The sequence below is a fragment of the Thalassotalea ganghwensis genome, from assembly GCF_053485795.1.
In genome coordinates this window covers 1-276 of sequence record NZ_JBQRUM010000090.1, presented here as the reverse complement: position 1 = coordinate 276, position 276 = coordinate 1, and the positions used below count along the sequence as shown (strand labels likewise).

At 47.1% G+C, this 276-nt stretch carries 1 rRNA gene; it reads left to right on the top strand.

Annotated elements, in window-relative coordinates:
* A 23S ribosomal RNA gene (locus ACSLUH_RS19615) occupies window positions 1–276 on the top strand; the annotation flags it as partial.

Below are 276 nucleotides of genomic sequence, written 5' to 3'. Positions count from 1 at the left end.
GCGAGACCGAAAGGTGTAGTCGATGGGAAACAGATTAATATTTCTGTACTTCTAATAATTGCGAAGGAGGGACGGAGAAAGCTAGGCAGGCATGGCGTTGGTTGTCCATGTGAAAGTATGTAGGCTGAGAACTTAGGCAAATCCGGGTTCTTAAGGCTGAGATACGAGACGAGACGCTAAGGCGTCGAAGCTGTTGATGCTCTGCTTCCAGGAAAATCTTCTAAGCTCTAGATTATTAGGAACCGTACCCCAAACCGACACAGGTGGTTAGGTAGA